We start from the raw sequence: 7,392 nt of genomic DNA, 5'->3' as shown, positions 1-7,392 counted from the left end.
GTCGAATCCTTGGCGTCAAAACCGGCCATCGATCCGAGCATGATCGCGCAATCGCGGACATCATGGGCCATCGGGCCTGCCTGATCGAGCGAACTGGCAAAGGCAATCGTGCCCCAGCGCGAGCAGCGGCCATAAGTCGGCTTGAAACCGGTAATGCCGGTGAAAGCGGCTGGCTGGCGAATCGATCCGCCGGTATCGGTGCCGGTTGCCGCCGGAGCGATGCGTCCGGAAACCACCGTCGCGCTTCCGCCGGAAGAGCCGCCCGGGGTCAGATCGCTGTTGCCGCCGTCATTGCGCCGCCATGGCGAGATGACGTTGCCGAACGCGCTGGTCTCGTTGGACGAGCCCATGGCGAACTGGTCCATGTTGAGCTTGCCGAGCATGCCGGCGCCGGCCTTGAACAGATTGGCCGAAACGGTCGATTCATATTGTGGAACAAAGCCTTCCAATATTAGGCTGGCCGCCGTGGTCGCTACACCTTCGGTGCAGAACAGGTCTTTCATGCCGATCGGAACACCGGCCATCTTGCCGAGGGTTTCACCGGCCGCCTTGGCCTTGTCGGTTGCTTCTGCCGCCGCCAGAGCATGTTCCGGCGTTTCCACCAGAAATGCATTCAATGGCTTGGCTGCACTGACCCGGGCGATGAAAGTCTCTGCGACTTCCTTTGCAGTGAATTCGCCGCCGACGATCCCGCTGCGGATATCTGCGATACCCAATTCAAATATTGCGGTCATTATTCAATCACCTTGGGAACTGCAAAAAAGCCATGTTCGGCAATTGGCGCGTTGGCCAATATCTTGTCGCTGATTTTGCCATCAGTGACGACATCCTCGCGCAGCCGCAATTTGTTCGGGATCACCGCCGTCATCGGCTCTACCTTTGAACAATCCACTTCGCCCAGTTGCTCGACCCAACCCAATATCTGGTTGAGTTCGGGCACGAAGGCATCTGCTTCGGCTTCGGTAATCGCGATCCTCGAGAGGCTGGCGATCTTTTTGACGGTTTCCTTATCGATTGACATGACTCATTCTTTTTCAGTTCATCTTTTTTCGGGTAATGCGGATATATATTGTGTACCGAGCGCCGCTAGCACTGGCGCGAAGCGGCTTCAAGCGGATTGAGGCGGCATCATATTGGTTGGAGTATATTTTGGCCCGTAAATTTCTCTATTTTGTCGCAGGCATGGTCATATTGGTGCTGGCCGGCGCGTTTGTTTTTCAGGTCTATGGCGAAGAGCTTATGGAAGTGGCCTTCGTGCCGGACACCGAGTTTACCGCGCAAGAAGTGCTTGAAAACAATGTCTATGCCGACACCGGTATGTGGCTGGCGCGTCCCGAACTGGTGAAGGGCAACCCTGCCCTGTGGTTGCCAACAGGCTATGAGGACACGGACGAAGTGTTCCCGGATAGCAATAAAGCCGCGGTCTTTTTCATTCACCCTACGTCCTTTCTGACGAAAGACCGCTGGAATGCTCCGCTGAACGACAAGGAATCGCAAGCCCGTGCGAGGATTTTTCTGCGCGGTCAGGCAAGTGCCTTCAACGCAATCGGGGAAGTCTGGGCGCCGCGCTATCGACAGGCGACTCTGGGCGCGTTTCTCACCACAAAGCCCGAAGGCCAGCAAGCACTGGATGCAGCCTATCAGGACGTGTTGGCGGCGTTCGACTATTTTGTTGCGGAAATCCCTAGTGATCAGCCGATCATATTGGCGGGGCACAGCCAGGGGAGCCTGCATCTGACCAATTTGCTCAAGGACCGGGTCGCCGGAACGCCGCTCGCCAATCGCATTGTCGCCGCCTATGTTGTGGGCTGGCCGGTGTCGGCGGATACCGATATACCGGAAATGGGTCTCGATATCTGCGAAGGTCCCGACCAGACGCGCTGTATATTGAGCTGGCAGAGCTTTGCGGAGCCCGCTGATTACAAGCGGATTGTCAAAGTATATGACACGACAATCGGCTTCAATGGCGAGCCCCGCAAGGATAGCGCACTGCTGTGCACCAACCCGATCAATGGCGATATCAATTCATCTGCTCCTGCAACCGCCAATCTTGGAACATTGGTTCCCAATGATGATCTAAGCGATGCATCGCTGGTTGCTGGCTCGGTCCCGGCAAAATGTGATAACCGGGGTTTTCTTCTGATCGGCGATCCCCCGGAAATCGGCCCCTATGCTCTGCCCGGCAATAATTACCACGTCTACGATTACAGCCTGTTCTGGGCCAATATACGCGCCGATGCGCGCCGGAGGATGACAGCATTTCTGGCTCGCTAATCTCGGATGATGTCGCGGCATTCAGTTTGGCGCTACCGGATTGCGGCCGCCTGCTCGGTCTCGATATCGGCACAAAAACGGTCGGCATGGCTTTGTGCGATTCAAACTGGACCTTCGCTACGGCCGCAGAGACGATCGAGCGCCGGAAATTCTCCAAGGATCTCGACCGCATCAAAGCGGTGATTGCCGAACAAAATATAGTCGGACTTGTCGCCGGCCTGCCGCTCAATCTCGATGGCAGCCAGAGCCAGCAAACCCAGGCAGCACGGTCCTTTGCGCAAAATCTAAAACCGCTCGGCCTGCCGATATTATTGTGGGACGAGCGATGGAGCACGCAGGCGGTCACCCGTGATCTCATCGCATCGGATGTCAGCCGGAAAAAACGGGCGAAGGTGGTCGACAAGATGGCCGCAGCCTATATTTTGCAAGGAGCCATCGACAGGCTTGCCGCGCTGTCATGATGACTCTATAGAACCCGCTTTAATGACATCGATAAAAACCGCATCGTCGCATTCCTTTCCAGCCGGATCGGATGCTTTCCCTCATCGTCATCTATTGGGTATCGCCGGGCTCCATCCCTGGGAGATATTATTTCTGCTCGAGGAGGCCAAGCAATGGGTCGATCTCAACAAAAAATCGAGCAAACATGCGAATCGACTGGATGGCCTGACCGTCATCAATGCCTTTTTCGAAAATAGCACCAGAACCCTGCTGTCCTTTGAAATTGCCGGAAAACGGATGGGCGCGGATGTCGTCAATATGCACGCGGCGCAGTCGAGTATCAAAAAAGGTGAAACGCTGATTGATACGGCGGTTACTCTCAACGCGATGAAGGCCGACGCAATCGTCATCCGCCACGGCAGTTCCGGCGCGGTACAGCTGATCGCCGACAAGGTCGATTGTCCGGTGCTCAACGCAGGCGATGGCAGCCACGAACATCCGACACAGGCTTTGCTCGATGCCCTTACCATCCAGAGGCGCAAGGGCGAGATCAGCGGACTGACGGTTACCATTTGTGGCGATGTGATGCACAGCCGGGTGGCGCGGTCCAATATCTATTGTCTGACGACATTGGGCGCAAAAGTGAGGGTCTGCGGCCCTCCTTCCCTGCTCCCGGCCGCGCTTGACCGGTTCAATGTCGAGGTCTTCAGCAATTTTGACGAAGCTCTCGAAGGCAGCGATGTCGTGATGATGCTGCGGCTCCAGAACGAGCGCATGAATGGTGATTTCATTCCCAGTCCGCGCGAATATCATTATCTTTACGGGCTGACCCGGGAACGACTGATGCTCGCCAACAAGGACGCGCTGGTGATGCACCCCGGACCGATGAACCGCGGCGTCGAGATTGACAGCGATGTTGCTGATGATCTGGGCCATTCCGCGATAACCGAACAGGTCGAGATGGGGGTTGCTGTGCGGATGGCCTGTCTCGATATCCTGACCCGCAAATCCCGCGGCGTGGAGGGCTGGTCATGAAACAGATTTTCACCAACGCGCGTTTGATCTTGCCGAACGAGGAACAGCCGAAAGAGGGTTGCCTGATTGTCGACGGCGACCGAATTGCCTCGGTCGGACAGGGAACCACCGGCGCAACAGATGAGCAGATTGATTGCAAAGGCAGAATATTGGCCCCGGGAATCGTCGATCTTGGCGTGTTTGCCATCGACAAGCCGGCTTCCCATTTCGGTGGAATTACTCGCGCCGCATTGATGCCCGACCAATCCCCGGTTCTCGATCTGCCGGCGATGATCAAACATAATGCCGTCGATGGCAAACCGGATTTCTGGTCGCATCCGATTGCCGCGGCGACCAAAGGGCTTGCGGGCAAACAGCTTGCGGAAATCGGCCTGATGAAACGGTCGGGCGCAAAGGCTGTTGCCACTGGCCGGCAATGGATCTCGGACAGCGGTCTCATGCTCAAGCTGCTGCAATATTGCCGTTCGCTGGACCTGCCGTTGATCGTCCACAGCGAGGATGCCGGACTGACCGCTGACGCTGTCGCAACCAACGGCGAAACCGCAACCCGGCTAGGCCTGGCAAGTGCCACTGCTGCCGCAGAGGCCGTTTCCATAGCGAGGGATATTGCTCTGGTCCGCGAAACCGGCGCTCATGTCCATTTTCGTCAGGTAACCACCGAAGCCGGCCTCAACCTGATCCGGGCTGCAAAATCCGAAAAGCTGCCGGTAACCTGTGGCATCACCCCTGCCCATCTTCTTCTGTCCGACATTGCGATCCATGATTTCCGCACTTTCACGCGGCTGTCTCCGCCATTGCGAAGCGATGATGATCGTCTTGCCTGCATTGCTGCGGTGAAAGATGGCACAATCGACGTCATCGCCTCCGGTCATGATCCCCACGGAGCAGAGGCCAAAAGGCTGCCTTATGCGGAAGCCGCTCCGGGAATGGCCGGTGCGGAAACCCTGCTGGCACTCTCGCTGACACTGGTTCGCGACGGCACGATTTCAATCGGCAGACTGTTTGAACTTTTATCCGCCAATCCGGCAAAGATTCTGGGGGTAGAAGCAGGCTTGTTACAAGCGGGCTATGAAGCCGATTTCATCATGATCGACGAAGATAGTCCGTGGCAGGTCAACACCCGCAAGATGGCAGCCGCTGCGGACAATACGCCATTTGGCGGCTTACCCGTGCAGGGTCGGGTCACCGCAATATATAAGGGCGGTAGAGCTTATTAGCTCGCCGCCCTTATTGCATTTTCAATTTCGTTGAAGGACTAGCGTGATGCCAGTTTCTTCGGTGCCTTGCTGGCCATACGGGTTGGCGCGCCTTTGCTGACGCCTGGCGCATTGCGAACGATGCAATTGCCGCCTTTGGCCTTGATACCATTACACATAGCATCGGCGGTTTGAGCATTGCCAAATCCGATCGCCGCCAGACGATAAAGCGTCTTACCCTTCACGTTGATCCGTGAGCTGGCATATTCGAAAGACTTGAGATCGCTATTCTGAGCGGACAATATCCCCCAGGCGCGTTTGGCGCCTTCGGCTGACGAAAAGGCACCCAATTGGACCAAATGGGTCCCCGCATTAGAAACGGCAGGTTTCGCGACCGACTGGAAAGCCGTCTTTTGCAGAACCGGCTTTACCTCTGGAACGGTCTGGAAAGCGGCTGCTTTCGACGCAGCCGGTTTGTCGCTCTCTATAACGAATTTTGTCGCCGCAACCCGAGCCGGTTTACTATCGGCCTTGATCAGCGGCGTTTTGGCCGGTGATTTTGCTACCGCCAGGCTAGCAGGGATGGCGACACTCGCCACTTTGACATTATTTTCCTTGGCCATGAAATCGACATCATCATCGGCTCTGGGAGCCGGTCCGATGGCCGGAAGCGGGCTATTGCGATCAAAGCTCGCAACTTCGCGTTCATAATCCTGCTCGGACGACGCAGCTACACCTACTGGTGCCTGTGTCTGTTGCAGAGCCAGTCGAACGGGTTGACCCGGGTCATTCGCGACCGGAGTCACATTCAGAACCGTTGCAACGCGTGTTTCATAAGCGCCGGGCCGCGCCATTTGGGCCCATTGCATCACGCGCTCGTTGACCTTTGCCGGGGTCACGTCCTGCAGTGCCATCAATTTGGCTTCCTGCCAGCGACCGTCCAGTGCATAAGCGAGGCCGAGATTCTGCCGAGTGCGCCCGGTGACATTGGACTCGCGAATGGCCTGCTCAAGAACCTCGACAGCTGTTTTGCTATCACCGGTCAGCGCCAGAGCGAGACCGTAATCTTCGGCTGGAATATATTGGCGGTTGTTGACGACGAGCGCCTTAGCCTTGTCCACTTTGCCCTGACCCAGTTGAGCGAGGCTCAGGCTGAGAATCGTGCGGGCATCGGATTTTCCGAGTTCCATGGCATCGAGGAAGCTGCGTTCCGCGGAAGCCAAGCGACCAGCGGACAAATAAGCCTGCCCGAGAAGAGCGCGTGTTTCAGCATTGGTACCGACTCCGGCGACCGAACGTTCGGCATAGGCAATCGCTTTTTCGATTTCGCCCTTGGCCAGCGCTTTTTCTGCTTTCTTGGCATATTTGGCGCCATCTTTGACCGTTGCCGGTTTGCTCGACATGGATGCGACCGAGCCGCCGCCAAAGGGGCCGCAGCCGGTCAACACGGTGGCAAACACCATGGACGAAGCAGCCATTTTCAAAATCAGATCGCGTTTCATTTCTATGCCCTCGCAATAAAAGTCAGTCGTTTTCGTTCAAGACCCACATCAAGGCTGGTTTAAGCAGCCCCTCGAGACGGGATCCGTTCGGCCAGTCCTTCCAACTCGGGGATAGACCTCAAATATTCGTCCACAGCTTTGGTTACCAATTGCTGCGCCGAGATGTTTTTCACCGCTGTCGCCAACCGCAATTTCAAATGCCGTTCAGGGTCCATGCGGAGCGTGAACGCCGTCTTTGCATTCCGGGTCCGGGACTTTGTCGCCGGACGGGATTTCTTCGGTTGACGCTTTAAACTTCTGGCGGCCGCCAATACTGCGGAACCTTCTGCCAATGGCTGAACTTCACGGGAAATCGACAGTGGAACCGGAGCAGCAACTGGTTCTGGTTCAACCTTTTTCGCCGTTGGTGCTTCAACTTCCTGGACGGGCTTATTCCCCAATTTGGCTGCAATTTCTTCCTGCTGATGTCTTACGACGGAACCAGGATTCGGAATCGCTCCCGCCAAAGGATTATGGTGAATATGCTCGATCGGATGCGCCTCGTGATCGGGGTCAACATCATATCCCATGTCATTCCAGCCCAGATCCTCATGCACATCACTATTGTGATCGGATGAATTGTCTGGAAAACTCGACAGGCCCTGGCGACGCATCGCCGGTTTCGCTCCGCCTTTTCGCGCCAGCAACGTGGACGAAAGAGATGCTTGGGGTTTTGGTTCGCTCATTTTCTCAGCCTCTGCCATCACGACCCAACCACTCTGCGACCAAAATTGCCGCCTGGTCGTTGCGCGCCGGGATTGACATTTTGGGCCATCGCGGGAGCGCTGAAAATTGTCCGACGGAAATTCTTCTCGAGACGATCAGAAATATAGTCCCACAGATGGATGACTTCCTGCGCGGATCGTCCTTTTGGATCGACCTCCATTACCGTACGACCATCGATC

The 7,392-nt window shown here is 56.2% G+C and carries 8 protein-coding genes and 1 pseudogene; 4 read left to right on the top strand and 5 right to left on the bottom strand.

The window, feature by feature from the left end:
• Together V7680_RS14370 and gatC are read right to left on the bottom strand one after the other, a co-directional pair.
• A partial coding sequence (locus tag V7680_RS14370; RefSeq protein WP_335653952.1) for an amidase occupies positions 1-734 on the bottom strand: 734 nt, incomplete at its 3' end.
• Complete coding sequence (gene gatC / locus V7680_RS14365; RefSeq protein WP_335653951.1) at positions 734-1,021, bottom strand: Asp-tRNA(Asn)/Glu-tRNA(Gln) amidotransferase subunit GatC; 288 nt, start codon at positions 1,019-1,021, stop codon at positions 734-736. The genes V7680_RS14370 and gatC, both read right to left, overlap by 1 nt.
• Before the next feature lie 128 nt (positions 1,022-1,149).
• Here gatC and V7680_RS14360 point away from each other — a divergent pair, with 128 nt between their 5' ends.
• Genes V7680_RS14360 through V7680_RS14345 form a run of 4 tightly spaced genes read left to right on the top strand, consistent with a single transcriptional unit; the run spans position 1,150 to position 4,967 of the window.
• Positions 1,150-2,274, top strand: coding sequence for a DUF3089 domain-containing protein (locus V7680_RS14360; protein ID WP_335653950.1), 1,125 nt, complete (start codon positions 1,150-1,152; stop codon positions 2,272-2,274).
• The gene (ruvX, locus tag V7680_RS14355) at positions 2,259-2,735 is read left to right on the top strand and encodes a Holliday junction resolvase RuvX (RefSeq protein ID WP_442955057.1); all 477 of its coding nucleotides are present in this window, start codon (positions 2,259-2,261) and stop codon (positions 2,733-2,735) included. The genes V7680_RS14360 and ruvX overlap by 16 nt, the downstream gene beginning before the upstream one ends.
• 22 nt (positions 2,736-2,757) lie before the next feature.
• On the top strand, positions 2,758-3,750 hold the full coding sequence (locus tag V7680_RS14350) for an aspartate carbamoyltransferase catalytic subunit (RefSeq protein WP_335653949.1): 993 nt from the start codon (positions 2,758-2,760) through the stop codon (positions 3,748-3,750).
• Positions 3,747-4,967, top strand: coding sequence for a dihydroorotase (locus tag V7680_RS14345; RefSeq protein ID WP_335653948.1), 1,221 nt, complete (start codon positions 3,747-3,749; stop codon positions 4,965-4,967). Before V7680_RS14350 ends, V7680_RS14345 begins: the two co-directional genes overlap by 4 nt.
• A gap of 38 nt (positions 4,968-5,005) precedes the next feature.
• Here the strand turns inward: V7680_RS14345 and V7680_RS14340 are convergent, their stop codons facing one another.
• The 3 genes and pseudogenes from V7680_RS14340 to V7680_RS14330 form a co-directional block, all read right to left on the bottom strand.
• The gene (locus tag V7680_RS14340) at positions 5,006-6,448 is read right to left on the bottom strand and encodes an SPOR domain-containing protein (protein WP_335653947.1); all 1,443 of its coding nucleotides are present in this window, start codon (positions 6,446-6,448) and stop codon (positions 5,006-5,008) included.
• 59 nt (positions 6,449-6,507) lie between these two features.
• Positions 6,508-7,173 carry a hypothetical protein gene (locus tag V7680_RS14335; protein ID WP_335653946.1) on the bottom strand — a complete coding sequence of 222 codons (666 nt, stop codon included), beginning with the start codon at positions 7,171-7,173 and terminating at the stop codon, positions 6,508-6,510.
• 17 nt (positions 7,174-7,190) lie between these two features.
• Positions 7,191-7,392 (bottom strand): annotated as a pseudogene (locus tag V7680_RS14330) (ParA family protein); the annotation flags it as partial.

The organism is Parasphingorhabdus sp., assembly GCF_036963705.1.
Classification (GTDB): domain Bacteria; phylum Pseudomonadota; class Alphaproteobacteria; order Sphingomonadales; family Sphingomonadaceae; genus Parasphingorhabdus.
This window is presented reverse-complemented; position numbering and strand designations above follow the sequence as displayed.